Raw genomic sequence first — 21394 nt, 5'->3', positions numbered from 1 at the left:
CTAAAAGCACAAAAAAGAGGCCGGAGCGTATCATGCGCTCCGGCCTTCACTAGTCTGTTCGTTCGCAGGAGGAACGTCGGTTGGTGGGAGAAGAGAGGGAGAGGAGAGAAGTCCCTTCCCCCACCAAACTGTTTGCGCTCTTTATCGAGCGAATTCAGGATAGGCTTCGACGCCGATTTCAGCTTTATCGAGGCCGTTCATCTCGTCTTCTTCCGAAGGACGCACACCGATGGTGTATTTCAGAGCAAGCCAGACGACAGCTGATGCAGCCGAGACCCAGAGCGCGGTGAGAAGAACACCGACCAACTGACCCATAAAGGTCGCATCACCCGTCCAAGCAACGATCAGCGTGCCCCAGATACCTGCGATGAGGTGGACAGGGATGGCGCCGACAACGTCGTCGATTTTGAACTTGTCGAGAAGCGGAACTGTGAAGACCACAATCGCGCCGCCGATGCCGCCGATGAGGATCGATTGACCCACGCTCGGTGCAAGAGGCTCAGCTGTGATCGATACGAGGCCAGCCAGTGCGCCGTTAAGGGCCATGGTGACATCCGCTTTCTTGTACATGACCTGCGTCAGGATGATCGCAACGACCACACCGCCGGCTGCTGCCATGTTGGTGTTGACGAAGATCTTCGAGACATCAGAGGCATCGCCCACAGTGCCCATCGCAAGCTGCGATGCACCGTTAAAGCCAAACCAACCGAGCCAAAGGATAAACGTACCCAGCGTTGCAAGCGGAATGTTCGATGCAGGGAAGACATTGACTTTGCCGTCTGCGCCATAACGACCCGCACGAGCACCGATGATGATGGCACCAACAAGAGCGGCCCAGCCACCTGTTGAGTGAACAAGGGTCGAACCAGCGAAGTCGCTGAAGCCGTGCACGCTATCAAGATAGCCGCCGCCCCACTCCCAGCTAACAACAACTGGATAGATGATGCCGGTCAGGATGGTCACAAAGATGAAGAACGGAACGATCTTCACGCGCTCTGCCACGGTGCCCGATACGATCGAAGCGGTGGTCGCACAGAAAACCATTTGGAAGAACCAGTCGGACGCGACCGAATAGCCGGTGCCCGTGTCCGCTTCGCCAACACCTTGCATGTTGTATTCAAGGCCGCTCGCGCCGAACAAGCCGAAGCCAAGAAGGCCGGAGTATTCATCGCCAAAGCCAGGATAGGCAATCGAGTAACCGATTACCCAGAACATCAAACCAGCAATCGAATAAAGGCCGATGTTCTTAAGGCACTGTGTCGAGGTGTTCTTAGCGCGGACGAGGCCAGCTTCGAGCATGGCAAAGCCAGCGGCCATCCACATCACGAGGAAGCCGCCGATCAAGAACAGCAGAGTGTTGAAAATGTAAGCGGTGCCAGCGGAGACGACTTCCGCATCTGGCACAGCAGCCATGGCTGGCTGTGCGATCAAAGCGCTTGCACCAAGAAGGGCTGCGCTTTTTAGGAGAGGTGTTTTCATGAGTCTTTTCCCCAAGACTTAGAGTGCGGTTTCGCCAGCTTCGCCGGTGCGGATGCGCGTGGCGGAGGCGAGGTCGAGAACGAAGATTTTGCCATCACCGATTGCTTCGGTGTTGGCGGTCTGCTGAATGGTTTCGACCACTTGGGTGACGATCTCGTCGCTCACCGCGATTTCAAGTTTCACCTTGGGAAGCATGTTGGTCGAATATTCTGCCCCGCGATAAATCTCGGTCTGTCCTTTCTGACGGCCAAACCCCTTGACCTCAGAAACAGTCATTCCAGCGACCCCGATAGCGCCCAGAGCTTCGCGCACCTCATCGAGCTTAAATGGTTTTATGATGGCGATGATGAATTTCATCCTTGCCCCCTTTTTAGGTTTCAGCCGGCCATTCCGGCTCACCCATGAGGATAGCAAAGAGCGTGCCATATTTTTGTAACATGGGTTACGCAGGGGAATCTGACTGATTTCAAACAGGGGAGGGGAGTATGCCTGCCCGATTTTTAATCTTTTGTTTATTTTTTAGGCAGCCGCGATTGATCTACCCTGATTTTGCACGCGGAGAGCAATAATCTGTCTCTAGGCTACAGGTCACCAGCAATATATCGATCCGTCGGTCGCACGGGGAGCCCATCAATGCTGGACGTGCGTCCAGCCATCTTAGCTTCCCAAGCGACTGGATCAGACTGACGATGGGCTTTTTGAAGGGTCTCGCGCTCACCCTCAAGGCTCATAAACGGGATGCCCCAACCGCACGAAGTTTGCACACTTTCAACATCGATCACGAATATCTGACGCGTTCCGGGCAGCAATGTGAAGTGTGCGGCGAGCTCGTCCCATTCCGTATCTTGGGGCAGCACCGGGCGCCCTTTGCCATAGATGCGCAAGATTAGGGCAGGTTGCTGGAAATTGCAGACCATAATCGTGATGCGCCCCTTGTCGGGCTGGTCGGACATCACATGGGCATGCGTCTCATTGCCCGAGCCTCCAAGATCAAGGTACGCGACCTTAGTGGGCGACAACACTCGAAAGGCGTCATAGCCTTTGGGGCTAAGGTTAATGCGGCCCTCGCTGGCAGCTGTAGCCACGAAAAACACCGCCTGCGCTTCGATCATGGCTGTGTGCTTCTCGTTCAACGCATCGAAAAATTCAGCCATGATAAAACCCCTTAAACCTTAGAGAAAATCGCGAAGGACACCCATAAACCTATCAAACTGATCGTGGTGGAGCCAGTGGCCTGCATTTTCGAACTCGATCACGCTTGCGGTGTTAAAGTGCTCAAGGCGGCCATCCTTTTCAGGATTAGAAGCCCAGCTCTTCTCGCCATAAAGCAGCAGCGTCGGGCAAGTGATCGCGGCCCAGACGCTTTCCATGAACTCATCTGCCACATCCTCGATTTGCCATACATTCAGGTGCGGATCGAACTTCCAGCTATAGGTCCCATCTTCATTGCGATTGACGCCGTGGATGGTGAGGTGGCGGGCTTGTTCTTCGGTGAGATAGGAGTTTTCCTCGATCATCCGCGCGAATGCTGCCTCGATGCTCTCATATTTACGCGGGGTCCGGCCGGCGGCTTTACGCTTTTTCTCGATCCACTCGCGCATACGCTCAGGGTAAGGCGTCTTGCGCTGCTCTTCTTTCCATTCCGGTGAAGGGCCAAGACCTTCAATCGCGACCAGCTTGGTGACCATGTCAGGGAACATGCCAGTGTAGCGCAATGCCACATTCCCGCCCATCGAGTGGGAGACAATACGCACAGGACCGCGCCCCAATTGGTGTACCAATTGCGCCAAATCATAAACCATATCGTTCGAGGTGTAGTTGCCATCGGACACCCAATCGCTGTCGCCATGCCCGCGGTGGTCCATCGCGACAACGTGATAGTCTTTGGCAAGCTGTTCGGCCGCCCAGTCCCAGCTCCTCGCATGATCGCGCCCGCCGTGCACAAGCACGAGCGGCGGGGCATCGTGATTGCCCCAATCGACGTAATTTAATTTAAGGCGCTGAGAAATGAAGCTTTGAGAGGTAGGGCCTGCGTGTGTCATGCCGTCCCAATGCCGCGAACTGCTGGCTCGAGCAAGCTACCTTTCCTTAGTGGCAGAAAAAGTCAGCTCGGGGTTCTTTTCCACCTGGTAATTCACGTCCCAAGGCGACTTAGCCATGAACACAAGATCCCCATCCCGGTCGCGGGCCAGATTGGCGCGGTTGAAACCTTCGAACTCGGAAAGCGCCTTGTCATCGCCCTTAAGCCAGCGTGCTGTGGCGAACGGTGACGCCTCAAGGGCCGCCTCGACCTTATATTCGGCTAAGAGCCGCGAAATAAGCACATCCAATTGCAGCTGTCCCACAACGCCGACGATGTGCTGTGCGCCGATCTCGGGATAGAAGACTTGGATCACGCCTTCTTCGGAAAGGTCATCCAAGGCTTTGCGAAGCTGCTTGGTCTTGGTCGGGTCTTTTAGCTGCACTCGGCGCAGGATTTCTGGCGCGAAGTTGGGCAGCCCTGTGAACCGCAGTTGGTTCTTCTCAGAAAGAGTATCACCTACCCGCAAAGTACCGTGGTTGGGGATACCGATGATATCGCCCGCTTCCGCAGTGTCCGCAATCTCGCGGTCCTGTGCAAAGAACAGAATCGGAGAGTGGATCGCAATCGGCTTACCCAGCCCCGACGGCGTCAATTTCATGCCGCGCTTAAACGTGCCCGACACTTGCCGCATAAAGGCGATGCGGTCGCGGTGGTTGGGGTCCATATTGGCCTGGACCTTGAAAATAAAGCCGGAGACCTCGCCGTGGTCGGGCTCGATCTGCTCATCACCGGCAGGTTGCGAACGCGGCGGCGGGGCAATGCGCGCTATGGCTTCGATCAGCTCGGTCACGCCGAAATTCTTGAGCGCCGAACCAAAATAAACAGGTGTCAGGTCGCCGCTGCGATAGGCCTCGAGGTCAAATTCAGGATAGCCGACCTGGGCAAGCTCCGCTTCCTCGGCGAATTCATCCGGGATGGCTGGGTCAGCATCGCGTTTGCCAAGAAATTCCTTGGACGGTCCTTCAGGACGGCTGACCTCGCCGCTCGCAAAGTCGAGAATTCCTTCGAATTGCCCGCCCATGCCAATCGGCCATCCTTGCGGGGAGACATCAAGCGCAAGCATATCGGCGACCTCGTCCAAGGTCTCAAACGGGTCGCGTCCCTCGCGGTCCACCTTGTTGACGAAGGTGATGATGGGCACATTGCGCAGGCGACAGACTTCAAAGAGCTTACGCGTCTGCGGTTCGATACCCTTAGCTGCGTCAATCACCATGACTGCGGAATCCACGGCGGTCAGTGTGCGGTAGGTGTCCTCGGAGAAATCCTCGTGGCCCGGTGTATCGAGCAAGTTGAAGGTCACGCCCTCTCGCTCAAAAGTCATCACCGACGAGGTCACCGAGATCCCGCGCTGCTGCTCGATCTTCATCCAGTCAGAGCGGGCGCGCCTTTGGTCTCCGCGCGCCTTTACCTCACCTGCCAAGTGGATCGCGCCACCTTGCAAAAGGAGTTTCTCGGTAAGCGTCGTCTTACCAGCATCAGGGTGCGAGATGATCGCGAATGTGCGGCGATTGGACATGAACGTTTCGGAGCGCGGCTTTAGCCTCGCAGTTCCGCCCCCAGCTTCGCCGCCGCTGTCACCACAGTGTCAGCAATGGCTTTGAGTTCTTTGTCCTTAAAGCTCTTCTCCTGCGGCTGAAGCGTCACTTCGACGGCAAGCGACTTCTGGCCCTCAGGCACACCTTCACCGGTGAACACGTCGAAGACACGCGCGGCGGTGATGTTGGCCTTGTCCGAACCACGCACCGATTTGAGCAAGTCCTCCGCTGCCAAATCAGCCGGGACGAGAAACGCAAAGTCGCGGGTCACAGCCTGAAGCGCAGGCGGCGTGAAACTTGGCCGCGCAAAGCTCGCAGGGCCCTTGCTCGCTTTCTTCGCCGGGATCGCATCAAGGTACAGCTCCACTGCTGCGACAGGTCCATCCATATCGAACGCTTTGAGCGTTGCCGGGTGAATCATGCCGAAGCGCGCGAGTGTGTTCTTTGGACCAAGCCGCAAAGTGGCTGACTGGCCGGGATGGAATTGGTCGCCTGCCTCGCCCATCACCATCAGGCGCGCTGTCGGAGCACCGGCCGCTTCAAGCAGCGTGATCGCTGCTGCTTTCGCGTCATAGGCGTCAAAACTGGTCGCTTTACCGTTGGCCCAGCCGCGCTGTGTTTTCTCACCGGCCAGCACCACGCCAAGGGTCGCGCGCTCATCACTCGCCCCACCCTTGCCTTTGAAATAGCGGCGACCAAGCTCGAACACCCGCGTCGTACCCGCGCCGCGATCAGCGTTGCGTTTCGCCGCGAGCAAAAGCCCCGGGATGAGCGAGGGACGCATGACCTTCATGTCTTCGCTGATTGGGTTGCTCAGCTTCCAAAGGTCATCGGTTGCGGTGAAGTGTTCGGCAACATCTTCGGGCAGGAACGACCAAGTGATCGCTTCATCCAGCCCGCTCCCAGCCGCCGCGCGGCGGAGCTTACGCTCTAACATCTGATGGGGACTAGCCGTTGGACGCGCCACGCCGTCGACGCGGGGGAGAGCGACGCTTTCAACTTTATCAAGGCCGTGAATGCGTACGACCTCTTCGACGAGGTCAGCAGGACCCTCGATATCATTGCGGCGCAGCGGGCATTTCACTTGCCAGTCGTCGCCGACCTCGAAACCTAAGCTCTCAAGAATCCCACGCTGTTCGTTTTCGGCAACGTCTATGCCACCAAGGCGCTTAGTTAGGCCGGTATTGAACGCCACAACTTTGGCCTCGCTTGGCGGCGAGCCTGCGCGCACCACTTCGCTTGGCGTACCGCCTGCAAGTTCAGTGATCAGGCCCGTAAGCAAGTCCAGACCATCGTCCAGAAACTCAGGATCAACCCCGCGCTCAAAGCGCGTGCGCGCATCGGTTGCGAGGCCCAGTTTGCGGCCAGTTACGCCGGTTGCGGCTGGATCGAAGTAAGCGATTTCGAGGAGCACATCGGTGGTGTCATCGGACACACCCGTTTCCTCGCCGCCCATAATGCCGCCAATGCCAAGCACCTTGGCCTCATCGGCAATCGCGGTCATTGTCTCGTCAAGCGCGTAAGTCTTTTCGTTAAGAGCCAGCAACTCTTCGCCCGCCTTGGCCCGGCGCGCGCAGATCGAGCCTTGCAGCTTGGCAAGGTCATACACATGGCTTGGGCGGCCAAACGCTAGCATCAGATAATTGGTGAGGTCCACCAGAAGCGAGATCGGCTTTTGACCAGCCGACTTCAAACGCTGCTGCATCCAATCGGGTGAAGGGCCGTTTTTAACGCCTGTGATGGCGCGGCCGTAGAAGGCAGGACAGCCGTCAGGATCATCAGTGCGAATTTCAATGGAGCATTCGCCCGAGGCTTCGAACTTGGGGAAGGCAATCGGCTTGAGTGTCCCCAACCCTACCGCCGCCAAATCGCGCGCGATGCCATAGACGCCCATGCAATCCGGGCGGTTAGGCGTGATGGCAACTTCGATGATCGGCGAGGAGCCCTGATAGTCGGCAAAGCTGTGACCGACGCTCGCATCCTCTGGCAATTCGATAATGCCGTCGTGATCTTCGCCAAGCTCAAGCTCGCGCGCGGAGCACATCATTCCTGTGCTTTCGACACCGCGAATAGCCGCTTTGCGCAGCTCCATTCCGTTGGAAGGCACAACGGCTCCGGGAAGCCCGAGCACGCCTTTCATACCGGCGCGCGCATTGGGAGCACCGCACACAACCTGCACCGGATCGCCCTCGCCTGTGTCGACGCTCAGCACTTGAAGCTTGTCGGCATCGGGGTGCTTTTCAGCTGTCAGAACGTGGGCCACTCGGAAGCCTGCAAGGGTCTGAGACGGGTCTTCAATGCCCTCAATCTCAAGGCCAATTGCGTTCAGCGCGTCGCAGATTTCCTGCAAGCTCGCATGGGTATCGAGGTGATCTTTGAGCCATGTGGTTGAGAACTTCATGGCCGCACTCCTACACCTGCAGAAAGCGTCGGCTGATCGTAGGGCGAGAAGCCGTAATGCGCGAGCCAGCGCGGGTCGCCGTCGAAGAAGGCGCGCAAATCGTTCATCCCGTATTTGAGCATGGCAATCCGGTCGATGCCGAGACCAAAGGCAAAGCCTTGGTATTTTTCAGCATCAATGCCTGCGAATTCGAGAACGCGGCGATTAACCATGCCGCTGCCGCCGAGTTCCATCCAATCGTGGCCAACGTCATCGCCGTGGCCACCCACGACGCGGCGGTCTCCTTCATTCGAGTAGCCTACATCGACTTCCACCGATGGCTCAGTGAACGGGAAGTAGGATGGGCGCAGGCGCAGCACGATGTCCTCACGCTCAAAGAAGGCTTTGAAGAAAGTCTCCAGCGTCCATTTGAGGTGACCCAAGTGAATGTCTTCATCCACCACAAGCCCTTCGACCTGATGGAACATCGGCGTGTGCGTCGCATCGGAATCTGAGCGATACACTCGGCCGGGCGCAATCAGGCGAATAGGCGCACCATCAGCCTTCATCGAACGGATTTGCACTGGCGAGGTATGTGTGCGCAGCAACATTGATGCCCCATCCGCCGCCTTGTCCGGGAAGTAGAAGGTGTCATGCATCGCGCGCGCTGGATGGCTTTCATCCATGTTGAGCGCGGTGAAATTGTGCCAATCGTCTTCGATCTCCGGCCCAGTAGCGACAGAGAAGCCCAAGTCAGCGAAAATTTCCGCCAGCTCGTCCATCACCTGGCTTACCGGATGGATTGATCCTCTTGGCAGTTCTGGTGCGGGCAAGGTTAGATCAATCGTTTCACTTGCTAGCTGCGCTTCCAACTGCGCAGCCTCAAGCTCGCCCTTCTTCGCATCAAGCGCCGCCGCCACTTCGCCGCGCACCGCTTGGATAGCAGGTGCGGCCTCTTTGCGCTCATCCGGGCTCATTTGCCCGAGGGTCTTGAGCGCCAGGCTAACCCAGCCCTTTTTGCCAAGCGCGGCCACCCGCTGCTCCTCAAGCGTATCAAGGCTTGTCGCTGCATCGATTGCCGCAAGCGCGGCTTGTTTCTGATCTGCTAGTTCGGTCATCAAATCTGCTTTCAATAAGCCGCGTCCGCTAGCGAGAATTGCGCGCACATGCAAAGCGCGTTTGTACGCGTTAATCGGTTTAGTCAGCATTTGGATCGTGCAAGGCCTGTACCGCTTGCCCTGCGATCGCCATGCGCGCTCTTGCTGCAGCCATCAAGATCGGCTTATCAAGCTTAGCATAAGCGCTAGGGCTCATGCCCATGAAGCGCTTGAAATCACGCACGAAATGTGCCTGATCATGATATTGCTGATCGAGTGTGTTTAGCCACTTCAATGAAGGGTCGAGCATAAATTGTGAGAGGCTGCGCAAGAACCGTTGTCGCCGCAGCAACAGCTTGGGTGAAAATCCAAAGGCGCGCTTGGAAAGACGCTCTAGAGTGCGCACGTTGATCGCCACTTCCTCAGCAAGCTGGGTCACAGTTCCAATTTTGGGATCAACCAATGCAGTGTTGACGCGGTGGATCGCGCGCATTTCTGGGCTTTCACGCAGCGAAAGCGCCTCCATATGAGCCTCGATAAGCGCTAACTCTTCATGAAAATCGCCGTTTCCTTCTGCCAATGCATGTGCGAGCGGATGAAAGGAGGCGAACGCTTGGTCCCTCATTCCATCACAGATCTTGTCGGCATAGTCGCTTGCCGAAGCGTCCAACAAGGCGGCCCAACCCAGCGGCATAAGGCCAATCCCCCAACTCCTCCCCGATTGCATTCGGAATTTGGGGGCACAGGCGGTGGGACCAGTCACAGCAAACGCTGGCACCTCGTCAAGCGGAACACCCGCGATAGAGCTTTGCGAGCTTCCTTCATCGATGAAACGCAGATTTGCCCATTCGGGATGAAGCCTGTCTTCCACCCAAGGGTCAGAGGGCAAGGTGGTGACCTGTATGCAGTAATAGGTTGTGACAAAAGGACTTAACCTTGCACTTGGCAAGGCAAAGCGGATCGAGACTGAACTTCCGGCTTCACCGTGCACAGGGAACTCAGCCTCCTATTGCGCTTGTGATTGACGAGGAGGGTCAAGCGCCTGTGCAGCGCTTCCCCAAACCTTTGCTCGGGCCTCAATGAACGAGGCAAGGATCGGGTGCTCAAGGCTTGCGTATTTGCTTGGCGTCATCGTCATGAATTCAGTGAATTCGCGGGTGAACTGCGCCTGATCGTGATATTCCTCATCCATCGCCTCGGTCCATAAGGCACCGCGGTGAAGCATGTAACTCGTCAAGCTGCGGGTAAACCTTTGACGCCGCATCAAACGCTTGGGTGTGAAGCCAAAATATCGCCGACATACCCGCTCGAGTGTGCGCACACTCATCGCACAAGTATCCGCCAAAGAGGCGACAGCGAGATGATCACCCTGCACCAAGGCCCGGTGCACGCGGACAATCTTATCCTCATCACGCGAAGGGCGCATCAATGCATCCATAGTGCTTTCAATTGCGGCCAGTTGTTCGGTGCTGTGCGCATCAGGGTCGCAAAGCAATTGGGAAAGCTGGTCAAATTTTGAAAAGGTCTTGTCTCGCGACCCGTCGAACAAGGTGTTCGCATAGTCATACGCATCCGCTTCAATCAGGCGAGCCCAGCCCAGCGGCAATAAGCCAACACCCCACATTCGCGAACTGCCCACTTTGAAGTGACATGCGACAGAACTTGGTCCAGTTACCGCGAACCGCGCGCCTGCTAAATGTTGCTCTCTAATTGTTGAGGTCGGCCGCGAACCCCCAAAGAAGCGCAAATTTGCCCACTCGGGCTGGAGAAAGTCCTCAACAAGCCCTCCACCGGGCACATCAAGGTCCAGCTGGTAGAATGTCGTGAAGCATCCTTCAAAACGCGCAGGAGGCGCATGGAATGTGGCACGAACGCTATTGCGCGAGGTGCCAAGCCCGTCAGCATCGCCCCTCTTATTGCGATTTAAGTATTTCTCGCTGCCCATGGCAGTGGATTGACCCAAATGTCGAAAAACTACAAGATTTTCGTCGGGTTTGTACAAGCGGCTATCTGCTCCATTTCGGATGCAAAAGGGGCCGGTTCGCCTTTCCAAGCGCCCGGCCCCTTTTGTTTGCAAAATTACTATAGCGCGGCTGTTCTGCCTAGGAAAGCGACTTAAGCTGGAAGCGCTGCTTTCGCCTGAGCGATGATCGTTTTGAACGCTGCTTCTTCGTGCATTGCAAGATCAGCCATGACTTTACGGTCAAGTTCGATCCCGGCAAGTTTCACACCGTGCATGAATTGCGAGTATGTGAGACCCTCAGCGCGAACGGCTGCGTTAATGCGCTGGATCCAAAGTGCGCGGAAAGACCGCTTTTTAACTTTGCGATCGCGATAGGCGTATTGACCAGCCTTCTCAACGGCTTGGCGAGCAATGCGGATCGTGTTCTTACGGCGGCCGCGGTAACCTTTGGCCTGGTCAAGAAGACGCTTGTGTTTTTGGCGCGTGGTAACGCCGCGTTTAATGCGTGGCATATCTTATCTCCTGACTATTCGATCAATCGAGCCCGTAAGGGGCCCATTTTTTGACCGTCTTCGCGTCTGGATCTGCGGCAACCGAGGTGCCACGATTTTGACGGATATACTTTGCATTGTGGCTGATCAGACGGTGGCGCTTACCCGCAACACCGTGCTTCACTTTGCCAGTTGCGGTGATTTTGAAGCGCTTCTTCACACCGCTTTTGGTCTTAAGCTTGGGCATTTTTATCTCCTTTAAACAGAGACACGTTGGACCAGCCCTGGCAGCCCTTGTCGCCAGGCCGGACTCGCAAATTCGTGTCGATGAGGAGCGCCACATAGCGAATTTGCGGGGCAATGCAAGCGATTCGGTGTGCGCCAAGAGTGCCAAATGTAGGGAGTTTGGCACACTTGGCACACTGTTCAGGGGCGAAAAACTCGTCCCTTCCAAACAGGCCCTAAAAGTAGGGGTGTGAAGGGGGTTTTGAGGCGCGAGCATCACACCGATTTAGCGGTGATCAAAGGAGTAGGAAAACCGCCGCGAGCACTATCCGCCCGAATAGGCTTTGCGCCTCGTCTCCTGAAGCCACTGAGCAAAGTTCCCGCTTGAAATAGGTTCAGCCCCTTGCGGTAGATCGTCGGTCCAGATGTAGGCATCGGCAGTGGTGTCGCCGTAGCCATCCCAGCCATCAACCGGGATCGGTTGGCGGGTGTAGCTGTCACCCTCAAACTCATCGACTGGCCCCATGTCCACGCGAGACGCTTCATGGATCATGCCGTGGACCACGGTGGAATAGCGAGCCTGCGTGAGGATGAGTGCGGGGTGCCAGCCGTGCTCGGTCGGGATCGCATAGAGCGCGCCTTGGGTCGTTGCGGGAGCTCCCATGCCGAGGCCTTTCAGGAATGGCCAATCACCACCATCGGGACCCCCATCAGGCCCAAATCCTTCTTGGAGGACGCCGTAAAAGAAAAGGTGGGCGGGCTGGGTCACAATCCCAGCTTTCGGCTCTCGACGATAACCATGGGGTTCGGCAATGCTCCTGCGGAAATCGCGCTGGCAAGATCTGAAGCCTCTTTCTGATTGAAGCTCCCAGAAATTTGGACCTGACCACTCAGTATCGGTTCGTTTATGACGGGGGTTGAAAGCACTACGTCATCGAAGACGATGGCAATCCGGCGCCCCACATTGTCCGCTGAAAACTCTGCAAATTGCCTTGTACCTTCAGCATCAAACGTGATCAGCACCACATGCTCACCAAACTGTTTGTCGAAACTTGGGACAGCACGCGCAACATAATCGCCATCGATGCCACTGTCGCGGTAGACGGCGATGGTTTCATCAAACTCACTGTTTTCAATGGGCAAGATCACCGTGTCTTCTGAGACAGTTCGCTCGTAGAGTTGGGCAGGCGATATCTCATCATTCACCCTTAAAAATTGGATTGTCTCGAGCCCAAGAACCGACCGAACAATTGCAATGTCCGCGCGCCGGGCAATGATCAAACCTATTCGGCCATCACCCTCGTAGGTCGCGCTGCGCAATACAGGCCCCTCTAAACCACCAAACCTTGCTATGATAACATCGATTGTTTTTTGAAACTCCGCCGCGCAATCGATCTTGTCACAGTTTGGCATGGCCTCAGGCTTCGCAGCGAGAGCGACATACACGCGCTCCTCGCTTTGCTCTTGCGCATGAACCGGCGTGACCGCGATGCAAGCAAAGAATAATGAAATCAGAAACTTCATATGACCGACCTAACCTGCTCGCCCAAGCTTAGCAGAATTTCCTTACCCACGCCCCCCTGATCATGCCGTCAGTGATCATGGCTGTCAGTGATCATGGCTGTCACTGGGCCCCATCGCTTCCAGCACATCCTCAAGCCGCGCCGGATCGCCAAGCGCAATCACTGATCCATCACTATCGGCATCCAGCGGATTGCCTTGCCAGTCAGACATCATGCCGCCTGCGCCTTCCACAACAGGGACCAATGCCGCGTAATCGTGGAGCTTAAGGCCGCTTTCCATCACGAGGTCGATGTGACCGCTCGCCAAAAGCGCGTAGTTATAACAGTCGCCGCCATAGATCGGGAAAGGCATTTTGGGATAGGCATTGGTGACCACGTTCAGCCATGCATCCGCCTCTCCTGCGCTAAAGCAGTGTGGCGAGGTGGTGGCCATGCTCATGCCTTCAACCGCGCGGCAGGGCCTTGTTTTGACCGCTTTGCCGTTGAGGGTCGTGACCTCGCCCACGCGCCCCGCCCAGCGCTCGTGTTGGATCGGCTGGTCGATAATGCCCAGCACCGGCCAGCCGTCTTGCATGAGCGCAATCAGCGTGCCGAAAATCGCTCGGCCTGCGACGAAACTTTGCGTGCCGTCAATCGGGTCGAGCACCCATTGGCGCCCCGCGCCCTCATTCGTGCGGCCATATTCTTCGCCGATAATGCCGTCATCGGGACGCTCTTCTTCGATCATTTTGCGCATGACCGCCTCGGCCCCGCGATCGGCTTCGGTGACGGCAGAGGAATCCTCCTTGGTCTCCGCTTCCCAATCGCCGCGAAAGAGCGGGCGGATGACGGAACCGGCAGCATCAGCAAGGCGGTTGGCGAAGTCTAGATCAGCAGGGGTCATGAGCGTTCTTTAGCGATCTTGCCAGTATTCGAAAGCCCGCTTTTGGTGGAGCGCAACATAGGCTTTCGCCTCCTGCCCTTCCCAATCAAGAGGCCACTGCCCGGCCATACTGTCTGCAAGGGGTGAGCGGTTCACAAACCAGCCCTGCCCCGGAAGGCCATCAGATTGGCGAACGACCAGAACGGCTAAGTCTGGCTCGCCATCCTGCCGGCCGTCTTTATCGATAGCATCAAGAACCGCGCACAGTGCACGCATCTTAGGCCGGGTGAACCGGTAGCCCAGCAATTGCAGCATTTGCGAATAGGTCAGCGCATTCCCAGCGCGCGCAGCACCGATCAGGATTTCCCGGACTTCTCCGGGATCAAACATCAGTCAAACAGGCTCGAAACTGAGCTTTCGTCCGCAATCCGGCGGATCGCTTCGCCCACGAGCGGTGCAATCGGTAACGCTCGTATTTTGTCTGAGGCCTCGGCGGCTTCGGTGAGTTGGATCGAATCGGAGATGACAAGCTCCTTCAATTTCGAGCCGTCGATGCGCGCCACCGCGCCCCCGGAAAGGACGCCGTGGGTGATGTAGGCTGCAACCGATTGCGCCCCGCCTTCAAGCAATGCTTCGGCTGCGTTACACAAGGTGCCGCCCGAATCGACGATATCATCGATGAGAATGCAATGGCGGCCTGATACGTCACCGATGATGTTCATCACCTCAGATTCGCCAGGGCGATCGCGCCGTTTGTCGACGATCGCGAGCGGGGCATTGTCGAGGCGCTTGGCCAGAGCCCGCGCGCGCACAACGCCGCCGACGTCTGGTGAAATGACCATCAGGTCCAAATCACCATACCGCGCTTGAATGTCCGCTGCCATCACGGGGGCTGCGTAAAGGTTGTCAGTTGGAATATCGAAGAAGCCCTGGATCTGACCTGCGTGAAGATCCACCGCCAGCACCCGGTCAGCGCCTGCCTCAGTGATCAGATTGGCGACCAGTTTTGCTGAAATCGGCGTACGAGGACCCGGCTTCCGATCCTGACGCGCATAACCAAAGTACGGGATAACCGCCGTGATCCGCTTGGCCGAGGCACGCTTGAGAGCATCAATGCAAATCAAAAGTTCCATGAGATTGTCGTTTGCAGGATAGCCCGTGGGCTGGACCAGAAACATATCCTGTCCGCGCACATTTTCATGGATTTCTACGAAGATTTCTTCATCCGCAAAGCGGCGCACGCTTGCATCAGTCAGGGGAATTTCGAGATAGGCGGCAATGGCCCGGGCGAGCGGCAAGTTCGAATTGCCGGACATGATCTTCATGAGTGCGAATCCCCATTTCGGTGCGTTGCAAACCCGCCTAATGGAGCGTCATTGAATTGCAATATGGCAAAGGTGGCTTGCCCTCAGTTTCGATGACTTTTCATGCCCATCAATCTTCGTAAACAAAGATCACTTGCTCAGCCTCGTCGACGCGGATCCACACTTGGTAATAACCGACTTCATGCTCTCCGCGCTTGTTGGCAGCGGGCTTGGGAAGACCGGTGCGCGCATCGATCCATTGGAGCGTTGCCTCTCCATCAACGGCAATGCGCTTGCCGCCAAGGCGCTGGATCATGGTGAACATGTTGAGCTCAAAGTTCACATCTTGATAACACGCGCGCACCTCGATGCGGCCCGACCTTGTTTCACGAGGCTCGCAAACCTGTGCACGGCGCAAAATTCCGTAGAGCGCATCAGGCTCAATCGCGATAGTCAGCGTGCCAAATCGGGCGTAATCTGCCCTTGAACTGACAAAAAACCGCTGACCAAGCGAGCCGCTAAGGCTCTGCCCCCCGCCCTTGATATCAAGCAGGAACCGCCCGGCCCGCGCCTGACCCTCACCCGCTTCGAAAGCAAGCCTTACGGCTTGGCTGGGCAGGATGCACCCTGTTTCGCAATCCGGTGAGCTTTCAAGCGCTGGGAGCAGATCGGTGTCATGCTCTTGGAGCGCGGCCAATTGCGGCTCCAAGCCTGCTTCGATATCAGTTCCGGCATCAGAGCCAGGAGCCTTTGCGCCAAGCGAACCGCCAAAAGCGAGAAGGAGCAACCCAAGAGTTACGCGGGTCAAAGCCATTCTTCGATCCAATAGAGCCAGTGCGGGCAAAGAGTTGACGTGCATCGCCATGTTTTGATGAACCGGCGCTGAGCGCGGCGCTTAGACGGTGCCAGCAGCCCACTCGCGCACAGCTTTCATGACCCTATCACGCCCTGCCTAAGCCTTGTCTAAGCCTTGTCTAAGCCTTGTCTAAGCCTTGTCTAAGCCTTGTCTAAGCCTTGTCTAAGCCTTGTCTAAGCCTTGTCTAAGCCTTGTCTAAGCCTTGTCTAAGCCTTGCCTAAGCCTTGTCGGGGTCAAGGCGTTAGGAGCACAAAGCGCTGATCGTTTAACCCGCCGCTCTTAGTTTCGGCCTTAGCCCCTGTGCGGTGTGATCCGGTGTTCGCCTCTGACCCAGCGCACCGTCCCTGAGCTTGCGCGCATGACCACGCTTTGGGTCGTCATGATGGTTGCGCCCGTCGATTTCTTGCGCTTTTTCACACCTTCCAGCAGAGAGCCATCCGTCACGCCGGTCGCTGCAAAAATACAATCCGACTTTGCAAGCTCCTCCAGCTTATAAATCTTGTTGAGATCGGTGATGCCCCATTTCTTGGCGCGGGCCTTTTCGTCATCGTTGCGGAAAACAAGCCGTCCGTTGAATTGCCCGCCGACACAGCGCAGTGCAGCAGCGGCCAGAACGCCCTCTGGCGCGCCGCCTTGGCCCATGTAAATATCGATCGTTGTATCCTGATCGGTCACAGCGATCACGCCTGCCACATCGCCATCGCCAATCAAATGCACCCCGCAACCAATTGCGCGCAGCTCCGCGATCAGGTCGGCATGGCGTGGACGATCCAGGACGCAAACATTGATATCCGAGGGCTGGACACCCTTTGCTGCGGCCACCGCTTCGACGTTTTGGGTCGGCGTCTTTGCCAAATCGATCACATCATCTGGAAAGCCGGGACCAACCGCAAGCTTGTCCATATAAACGTCAGGCGCATTCAAAAGGCCACCCTCTTCAGATGCCGCCAGCACAGCGAGCGCATTAGGACCAGCCTTAGCGGTGATGGTCGTGCCTTCGAGAGGATCAAGAGCAATATCAATCTTGGGGCCGCCCTTCTTGTCAGGAGTGCCAGGTGCGCCGCCTACTTTCTCGCCGATATACAGCATAGGCGCCTCGTCACGTTCACCTTCACCGATCACCACGGTGCCATCCATGTAAAGCGTATCAAACGCCCGGCGCATAGCCTCCACCGCCGCGGCATCAGCGGCTTTCTCATCACCGCGCCCGATGAGCTGCGCTGCTGCGACAGCGGCCGCTTCGGTAACGCGCACCATCTCAAGCACAAGCACGCGGTTGATTGCATTGTCGCCATCCCCCTCTTTTGCGGCCAATACATCTGTGCCAATAGCGGCGGCGTTATTCGAAGTGTTCATCGGGAATTCAGTCCTTATGCGCCCAAGAAGGGTGGAGGGGCCATTGTTACCCTCGAGCGCTTAGCCACGAGGATACAGGCTTGTCGAGCATTCCTATGCATAACTCACCAATTGTCCGTTTCGGGCTTTGCTCGCGAGCGGGTGTCAATAGCGTGGGGCTGTGTGCCTTATTGCTTTGCCTTAGCGGTCCTTTGGCGGCTCAGGATGAAAATGGTGTTACAGCTGGCGATACGCCTGGTGATACACTCGGCGATGGCGCAGACACGCAAACCGAGCCGGTCGCACCTGTCCCAACTATGCTGCCCAAGCCAGAACGTCGGGTGCTTGATCTGATGATCACTGTGCCCAAGAACGAATCTGACCAATTGCTCGAAGAAGACTGCGCAGAAGAATCAGATGCAGGCGTTATCTCCAACACGATTGTGGTGTGCCGAAAGATCGGTGAGGCAAGCGACGGGGTTTGGAATAAGGAAGAGTTTGAGCGCAACTATGCTCAGCGCACGCAAGGTGAACAGCCGGTAGACGTGGCAGGCGGCGGCATCTTTCGGGGCCCCGCGACTGTAAGCGGCCTGTGCGTGATACCGCCTTGCCCACCCGAGGCAGCTTTGATCATCGACGTCGAGGCGTTGCCCGAAGCTCCGAAGGGATCGGACGCAGACCGGATTGCCCGCGGCCTCCCTCCGCTTGGCCAAGATCAAGAATTGTCCCCTGAAGAACTGCAACGTCGAAGGCGCGAAGCTGGTCTCGAGGCCCCTGACCTACCAGGACAATAATGCCCACAAACGCGCGGGCTAATGCTTAGCTAGGCAAAATCGGGAGGACCAGCGGCTCTCCGGTAAGGCTGTCAGAGCCCTCAAGGAGCTCCAAAGCGCGCGCTACGTTGGCTTCTGGACCTTCGTGGGTCACGATAGCCACCAGAACTTCGCTATCCTCGCCGCCTCGTCCTTGTTGGATCAGGCTTTCAATCGAAACGTCCGCATCGCGCATGGCCGCTGTTATCTCAGCCAAGACGCCAGGGCGATCATTCACGGTGAAGCGCAGGTAGGTGCGCTCGGTCCGGCCGCCTGGCTCGGCTGGGCTTAGCGCTGAAAGTTGGGAGACAGGCATCGAAAATGGTGCTCCGACTTCTCCCCCTTCACCAAGGTTGCGGGCGATATCGATAAGGTCAGCCACAACCGCGCTCGCAGTGGGCCCATCGCCAGCGCCTGCGCCTTGGAACAGGAGCCGCCCGGAGAAATTGCCTTCAGCCACGACTGCATTGGTTGGGCCATCAACAGGGGCAAGCGGGTGGTCTTTTGCGACCAAACAAGGGCGCACACGTTGGAGCAGCTTGGGCCCGTCCGGATCATGTTGGATATCAGCCTCTGCGATAAGGCGGATAACAAAGCCAAGTGCATCGGCCTGAGCAATGTCGGCGGCACGCACTTGGACGATGCCTGTGGTCCCTACATTGGCAAAGTCGAGCTCTACACCAAATCCAATAGTGGCAAGGATCGCCAGCTTGTGCGCGGCATCGACGCCTTCGATGTCAAAGGTGGGATCGGCCTCTGCATACCCCAGCTTTTGCGCATCAGCGAGTGTCTCGCCAAAATCAGCACCCGTGTCCTCCATCGTTGTGAGGATGTAGTTGCAGGTGCCATTGAGAATGCCGTAAACTTTGGTGAGCTCATTCGCGCTGGTCCCTTCGCGAAGTCCTTTGACCACGGGAATCCCGCCAGCAACCGCTGCCTCAAATTTAAGTGCCAGACCGTCCGCCTCAGCAGCGGTCGCCAGCTCCATGCCATGATGCGCGATCATCGCTTTGTTGGCAGTGACAAGACCTTTCCCACCCTTGAAGGCGGCGCGCGACAATGTGAGAGCTGGACCGTCAGAGCCTCCGACAAGTTCCACCACAACATCAACATCCTCGCGAGCGGCGAGCGCGGTCATGTCATCTTCCCACGCAAAGCCGCTGATATCGACGCCGCGGTCTTTGCCGCGTTCACGCGCGCTTACCGCCACCACTTCAATGGCCCGGCCTGCACGCGCTGCGATAAGATCACGGTTGGTCGCAAGAAGGCGAATAACGCCCGCGCCAACAGTCCCAAGACCTGCAATACCAATGCGAAGGGGTGGGGTAATGCCCAAGAGAAGCGCTCCGTTTGTCGTGATTTGCAAAGAGGCGCCATCGCTTAAGAGCCAGCGCTCTTACGTCAAGCAAGATTGTCGCCCTAAGGCTCGCTTTGCTAAACCTTGCTGGCCTGAGTGATAGCCCTTGAGCACGGGCCAAGCTGATCGATTACAAAGCGATAGTCCGCCTCAGCCAAGCGCCGCGCCTCAGGGTCGCGCGCCAGGTTTGCGCTTGAGGGCAAGCTTTCAGGGAGCGAACAGGCGAGACGATACCAGCGCAGCGTTTCTGGTGACGGGGCTCTTGCGGCTGCATCAATAATCTCGCCCCATGAAACACCCCATGCCGGTGGCTGCCCTGGTCGGCGCAGGACGGTAATTGAGACAGGCGAGCGATCTTGTGTCGTCACAAATATCTGCGTCTCTGATTCGCCGACCAACGTTCCTTGAACCGCAAGCGCATCGCCAATGCCCGTCACGATGGGTGGGACATCACCGCTCGCCAAATCGGTCAAGATCGGGCGCAAGCGCGCCTCGAACTCAGGCGAATAGTCGAGCATGGCGTTCTTACCCGTCAATCGAATCGAACCGGGACGACCCGGTACGCTGTCAGCAAAAAGCAGCATCTCGCGTTTTTTATATTTGTCAGGCTTTCCCTTCGCATTCAGCGGCACGTCAACAAGAAATACGAGCGATTCGCCCACGGCAGAGGATCCTGCGATAAGGGCAAGAGTGCGCGCTTCGATATAAAGGCGTGCATAACCAGGCTCTAAGCCCGGGGCGCGTTCAGGTTCGACGACGATTTGGCGGCGAATCTGTGCGCGGATCACCATGTCGCTACGCTCTGCAAGATCGACCAAATCTACATATGTCGCTGCTTGTGCGGCAGTGATCTCTTCTGGGACATAGGTTTGCGAAACCGCCGGTGAAGCGTTCATCACAGCTGATCCCGCCAAAATGGCGCAGAGCGCTACCCCCTTGAAAGAATGAATTAAATTTCGGTTAACGCGCATCGACATCATCCAATTCAAGATTAAAAACCCACAACATATTCGGCTGTTTCCTATTGCAAGTCCATCGCAATGAATCGCTCCTGAATGGATAAAGCGTTTGATTGCCTAAGTATTGACCGTTAAGGCAGGCTCCTCGTGTTGAGGTTGGGGACAAAGTCAGCACGGGAGAGCGCCGCTAGGAAATAGGTCCAAACTGGGTCCTCTTCATGCGGTCGACTGGGATGAATTTTTGACGAGCGCCCACCGGGTTGACGGGTGTCGTTTAGAAAAATCAAGTCAGTCGGAAGTTCACAATTCTGGGAGTCATACCCTGGGACTAATTGAGTTGGGCACGTGCTTACCAAAGCGCGAATCAGCGTAGCTTTATTGGCCCAGAGCGTGAAAATGTGCGTCGAACGCCCCGGTTCGACATAGTTATGGAGTGAAAGCGACTGGATGGCCTACGCTGACCAACAAATGGGTGGAAGCCGAGTGACTTCCATTATCATCGTCGCGGTGATTCACGTAGCGGTCGGGTACTTACTCATTTCCGGACTTGCCATTTCGGCAGTTAAGGAAATCGCTGAGCGAGTTACTACGGTCGACATTGTGGAACCCGAGGAACCCCCTGAAGAGCCGGAGGAGCCCCTCCCCCTGAAGAGATCGTAGAGCCGCCACCCACCGTGCCGCCACCACCGATCCCTCAGCTCAACCAAAACAACAACGTTGAGCGTGAGCAAAACCCAACGCCAACGCCAACGCCAACGCCTGCCATTACGCCGCAGCCTACAGGTACGCCGACACCGGCGGTCACACAGGCGCCTTCCAAGGCGCAAGGTGCCTCTGCTCGTAATCGTAACAGGTGGGCACGGCGGATCGCTGAAAACTATCCGACACGGGCTGCCCGTGAAGGGGTTGAAGGTTCCGTAGGCGTGAGCGTTACAGTGACTGACAAAGGGCGAGCCGCCAATTGTCAGGTCACACGTTCAAGCGGATCGAGCGTGCTCGACAAAGCGGCATGCCGCGGAATGGAGCGCTATGCTCGGTTCAACGCTGCCCTTGACCGTGACGGCAACCCGACAACCGGGTCGTTCAGCACCACTATCGTTTACGTTTTGCAATAATACGTCGGCGCCCGGCCC

General features: G+C 56.9%; 22 protein-coding genes. 2 read left to right on the top strand and 20 right to left on the bottom strand.

The window, feature by feature from the left end:
- Positions 1-141 precede the first annotated feature (141 nt).
- The 18 genes from AC0V61_RS07890 to glpX form a co-directional block, all read right to left on the bottom strand.
- Complete coding sequence (locus tag AC0V61_RS07890) at positions 142-1479, bottom strand: ammonium transporter family protein (RefSeq protein ID WP_486156703.1); 1338 nt, start codon at positions 1477-1479, stop codon at positions 142-144.
- 18 nt (positions 1480-1497) lie between these two features.
- The gene (locus AC0V61_RS07885; protein WP_486156702.1) at positions 1498-1836 is read right to left on the bottom strand and encodes a P-II family nitrogen regulator; all 339 of its coding nucleotides are present in this window, start codon (positions 1834-1836) and stop codon (positions 1498-1500) included.
- A 224-nt stretch (positions 1837-2060) separates the two neighbouring features.
- Positions 2061-2633: a pyridoxamine 5'-phosphate oxidase family protein gene (locus AC0V61_RS07880; protein WP_486156701.1), complete on the bottom strand. Its 573-nt coding sequence runs from the start codon at positions 2631-2633 to the stop codon at positions 2061-2063.
- Between the two features lie 18 nt (positions 2634-2651).
- Complete coding sequence (locus tag AC0V61_RS07875) at positions 2652-3521, bottom strand: alpha/beta fold hydrolase (RefSeq protein WP_486156700.1); 870 nt, start codon at positions 3519-3521, stop codon at positions 2652-2654.
- A 36-nt stretch (positions 3522-3557) separates the two neighbouring features.
- The gene (locus AC0V61_RS07870; protein ID WP_486156699.1) at positions 3558-5078 is read right to left on the bottom strand and encodes a peptide chain release factor 3; all 1521 of its coding nucleotides are present in this window, start codon (positions 5076-5078) and stop codon (positions 3558-3560) included.
- 20 nt (positions 5079-5098) lie between these two features.
- A complete protein-coding gene (pheT, locus tag AC0V61_RS07865) occupies positions 5099-7498 on the bottom strand; it encodes a phenylalanine--tRNA ligase subunit beta (protein WP_486156698.1) in 2400 nt (799 codons plus the stop codon).
- Entirely contained in the window at positions 7495-8595 is a 1101-nt protein-coding gene (gene pheS / locus AC0V61_RS07860; protein WP_486156697.1) for a phenylalanine--tRNA ligase subunit alpha, read from the bottom strand. Before pheS ends, pheT begins: the two co-directional genes overlap by 4 nt.
- Positions 8596-8674: 79 nt before the next feature.
- Positions 8675-9565, bottom strand: coding sequence for a helix-turn-helix domain-containing protein (locus AC0V61_RS07855; protein WP_486156696.1), 891 nt, complete (start codon positions 9563-9565; stop codon positions 8675-8677).
- A 15-nt stretch (positions 9566-9580) separates the two neighbouring features.
- Positions 9581-10576 carry a helix-turn-helix domain-containing protein gene (locus tag AC0V61_RS07850; RefSeq protein ID WP_486156695.1) on the bottom strand — a complete coding sequence of 332 codons (996 nt, stop codon included), beginning with the start codon at positions 10574-10576 and terminating at the stop codon, positions 9581-9583.
- A gap of 113 nt (positions 10577-10689) precedes the next feature.
- Positions 10690-11049 carry a 50S ribosomal protein L20 gene (rplT, locus tag AC0V61_RS07845; protein ID WP_486156694.1) on the bottom strand — a complete coding sequence of 120 codons (360 nt, stop codon included), beginning with the start codon at positions 11047-11049 and terminating at the stop codon, positions 10690-10692.
- Between the two features lie 22 nt (positions 11050-11071).
- Positions 11072-11275 carry a 50S ribosomal protein L35 gene (gene rpmI / locus AC0V61_RS07840; protein ID WP_486156693.1) on the bottom strand — a complete coding sequence of 68 codons (204 nt, stop codon included), beginning with the start codon at positions 11273-11275 and terminating at the stop codon, positions 11072-11074.
- Between the two features lie 303 nt (positions 11276-11578).
- Positions 11579-12022, bottom strand: a complete 444-nt coding sequence (locus AC0V61_RS07835) for a gamma-glutamylcyclotransferase family protein (protein ID WP_486156692.1) — start codon at positions 12020-12022, stop codon at positions 11579-11581.
- Entirely contained in the window at positions 12019-12777 is a 759-nt protein-coding gene (locus AC0V61_RS07830) for a preprotein translocase subunit SecD (protein ID WP_486156691.1), read from the bottom strand. The genes AC0V61_RS07835 and AC0V61_RS07830 overlap by 4 nt, the downstream gene beginning before the upstream one ends.
- Positions 12778-12861: 84 nt before the next feature.
- A complete protein-coding gene (locus AC0V61_RS07825; protein ID WP_486156690.1) occupies positions 12862-13659 on the bottom strand; it encodes an inositol monophosphatase family protein in 798 nt (265 codons plus the stop codon).
- A 9-nt stretch (positions 13660-13668) separates the two neighbouring features.
- Positions 13669-14028, bottom strand: coding sequence for a ribose-phosphate pyrophosphokinase (locus tag AC0V61_RS07820; RefSeq protein ID WP_486156689.1), 360 nt, complete (start codon positions 14026-14028; stop codon positions 13669-13671).
- On the bottom strand, positions 14028-14963 hold the full coding sequence (locus AC0V61_RS07815) for a ribose-phosphate pyrophosphokinase (RefSeq protein WP_486156688.1): 936 nt from the start codon (positions 14961-14963) through the stop codon (positions 14028-14030). The genes AC0V61_RS07820 and AC0V61_RS07815 overlap by 1 nt, the downstream gene beginning before the upstream one ends.
- A gap of 109 nt (positions 14964-15072) precedes the next feature.
- Complete coding sequence (locus AC0V61_RS07810; protein ID WP_486156687.1) at positions 15073-15756, bottom strand: hypothetical protein; 684 nt, start codon at positions 15754-15756, stop codon at positions 15073-15075.
- A gap of 333 nt (positions 15757-16089) precedes the next feature.
- Positions 16090-17154, bottom strand: a complete 1065-nt coding sequence (gene glpX, locus AC0V61_RS07805; RefSeq protein ID WP_486156686.1) for a class II fructose-bisphosphatase — start codon at positions 17152-17154, stop codon at positions 16090-16092.
- Positions 17155-17249: 95 nt separating this feature from the next.
- Between glpX and AC0V61_RS07800 the strand changes: the two genes are divergently transcribed.
- Positions 17250-17927: a hypothetical protein gene (locus AC0V61_RS07800; RefSeq protein ID WP_486156685.1), complete on the top strand. Its 678-nt coding sequence runs from the start codon at positions 17250-17252 to the stop codon at positions 17925-17927.
- A gap of 25 nt (positions 17928-17952) precedes the next feature.
- Here AC0V61_RS07800 and AC0V61_RS07795 read toward each other — a convergent pair whose 3' ends face one another.
- The gene (locus tag AC0V61_RS07795) at positions 17953-19275 is read right to left on the bottom strand and encodes a homoserine dehydrogenase (protein WP_486159495.1); all 1323 of its coding nucleotides are present in this window, start codon (positions 19273-19275) and stop codon (positions 17953-17955) included.
- Positions 19276-19379: 104 nt separating this feature from the next.
- Complete coding sequence (locus AC0V61_RS07790; RefSeq protein ID WP_486156684.1) at positions 19380-20198, bottom strand: hypothetical protein; 819 nt, start codon at positions 20196-20198, stop codon at positions 19380-19382.
- 737 nt (positions 20199-20935) lie between these two features.
- Between AC0V61_RS07790 and AC0V61_RS07785 the strand changes: the two genes are divergently transcribed.
- On the top strand, positions 20936-21376 hold the full coding sequence (locus tag AC0V61_RS07785) for an energy transducer TonB (RefSeq protein ID WP_486156683.1): 441 nt from the start codon (positions 20936-20938) through the stop codon (positions 21374-21376).
- Positions 21377-21394 lie beyond the last annotated feature (18 nt).

Source organism: Erythrobacter sp. JB1-4 (assembly GCF_057365025.1).
This window is presented reverse-complemented; position numbering and strand designations above follow the sequence as displayed.

Coding starts and splice junctions, on each gene's coding strand:
- AC0V61_RS07815 (WP_486156688.1), bottom strand. CDS start 14,963: ATGAAGATCATGTCCGGCAATTCGAACTTGCCGCTCGCCCGGGCCATT.
- AC0V61_RS07885 (WP_486156702.1), bottom strand. CDS start 1,836: ATGAAATTCATCATCGCCATCATAAAACCATTTAAGCTCGATGAGGTG.
- AC0V61_RS07880 (WP_486156701.1), bottom strand. CDS start 2,633: ATGGCTGAATTTTTCGATGCGTTGAACGAGAAGCACACAGCCATGATC.
- pheT (WP_486156698.1), bottom strand. CDS start 7,498: ATGAAGTTCTCAACCACATGGCTCAAAGATCACCTCGATACCCATGCG.
- AC0V61_RS07890 (WP_486156703.1), bottom strand. CDS start 1,479: ATGAAAACACCTCTCCTAAAAAGCGCAGCCCTTCTTGGTGCAAGCGCT.
- AC0V61_RS07820 (WP_486156689.1), bottom strand. CDS start 14,028: ATGTTTGATCCCGGAGAAGTCCGGGAAATCCTGATCGGTGCTGCGCGC.
- AC0V61_RS07800 (WP_486156685.1), top strand. CDS start 17,250: ATGCATAACTCACCAATTGTCCGTTTCGGGCTTTGCTCGCGAGCGGGT.
- rpmI (WP_486156693.1), bottom strand. CDS start 11,275: ATGCCCAAGCTTAAGACCAAAAGCGGTGTGAAGAAGCGCTTCAAAATC.
- rplT (WP_486156694.1), bottom strand. CDS start 11,049: ATGCCACGCATTAAACGCGGCGTTACCACGCGCCAAAAACACAAGCGT.
- AC0V61_RS07830 (WP_486156691.1), bottom strand. CDS start 12,777: ATGAAGTTTCTGATTTCATTATTCTTTGCTTGCATCGCGGTCACGCCG.
- AC0V61_RS07790 (WP_486156684.1), bottom strand. CDS start 20,198: ATGAACGCTTCACCGGCGGTTTCGCAAACCTATGTCCCAGAAGAGATC.
- pheS (WP_486156697.1), bottom strand. CDS start 8,595: ATGACCGAACTAGCAGATCAGAAACAAGCCGCGCTTGCGGCAATCGAT.
- AC0V61_RS07825 (WP_486156690.1), bottom strand. CDS start 13,659: ATGACCCCTGCTGATCTAGACTTCGCCAACCGCCTTGCTGATGCTGCC.
- AC0V61_RS07875 (WP_486156700.1), bottom strand. CDS start 3,521: ATGACACACGCAGGCCCTACCTCTCAAAGCTTCATTTCTCAGCGCCTT.
- glpX (WP_486156686.1), bottom strand. CDS start 17,154: ATGAACACTTCGAATAACGCCGCCGCTATTGGCACAGATGTATTGGCC.
- AC0V61_RS07870 (WP_486156699.1), bottom strand. CDS start 5,078: ATGTCCAATCGCCGCACATTCGCGATCATCTCGCACCCTGATGCTGGT.
- AC0V61_RS07810 (WP_486156687.1), bottom strand. CDS start 15,756: ATGGCTTTGACCCGCGTAACTCTTGGGTTGCTCCTTCTCGCTTTTGGC.